The organism is Endozoicomonas acroporae, assembly GCF_002864045.1.
GTDB lineage: Bacteria > Pseudomonadota > Gammaproteobacteria > Pseudomonadales > Endozoicomonadaceae > Endozoicomonas > Endozoicomonas acroporae.
In genome coordinates, this window is record NZ_PJPV01000248.1 from 1 (window position 1) to 1,072 (window position 1,072).

At 52.9% G+C, this 1,072-nt stretch carries 1 protein-coding gene; it reads left to right on the forward strand.

The features are described from left to right. Positions 1-180: 180 nt before the first annotated feature. Positions 181-1,072, forward strand: an 892-nt coding sequence (locus CX664_RS24755) for a hypothetical protein (RefSeq protein WP_146000343.1), incomplete at its 3' end; no start/stop codon positions are given.

Consider the following 1,072-nt stretch of genomic DNA (forward strand, 5'->3'; position numbering starts at 1 on the left):
TCATGTCACAACCTCGGGTGACGATTCATTGGCCGGCATCGGGGGGGCGCGGTTGAAGGAAGGAGAGGTTGCCCACACCACGGCGGTGAACAGCCATGTCACAACCAAGGGTAATTATGCAGACGCCGGCATCGGGGGGGGGGCGTTTTAGATAGAGGAACGGTTGACCGCACCACGGCGGTGAACAGCCATGTCACAACCTCGGGTGACTATACAAACGCCGGCATCGGGGGGGGGCGGGTTTTCAATGAAGGAACGGTTGACAAAACCAAGGCGGTGAACAGCTTTGTCAATGGCAATAAAAAGAATTTTGGATCTATCTCCAATGATCAACTTTTTTGCCAAAATGCAGACCCTCGTGTGTTAACAGCCAATTGCTCTTCGAGAACTGAATTTCGGGATGCGTTGGATTTATCGTATTGCCAGGTAAATGCCGCTACAGCATCAACACCCATAAAGATTAATGATGCAGAAAAACTGGGCAAGATTGGCCGACATCCCGACTACCCACTGGACGGTACCTATCAACAGATAGCGGATATTGTTGTCACTAAAGACTATCAATCCATTGGCAATGATACCCATCCATTCACCGGGGAGTACGATGGGCAGTACCTTACCATCAGCGGCCTGTCTGACTGTTTAGTTGATACTCTGAAACAAGGCAACATCACTCACCTTGGCTTTACTGATACCCATATAAATTCAACGAAGACGACCGGGTTGGCAGCCTGTACTGCGAATGGCACCGTCAGTGATATCTGGGCCGAAAATGTGCATATTTCCACCTCGGGTGACAATGCAAACGCCGGCATTGGGGCGGGCGTGGTTGACGGTGGAGGAATGGTTACCAACACCACGGTGGTGAACAGCACGGTCGAAACCTCGGGTGAATTTGCAGACGCGGGCATCGGGGGGGGAGAGGTTAGGCCTGGAGGAACGGTTGCCAACACCACGGCGGTGAACAGCACGGTCAAAACCTCGCGTAAATTTGCACACGCCGGCATCGGGGGGGGGCGCGTTTCAGGAACGGTTGCCAACACCACGGCGGTGAACAGCACGGTCAAAAAAA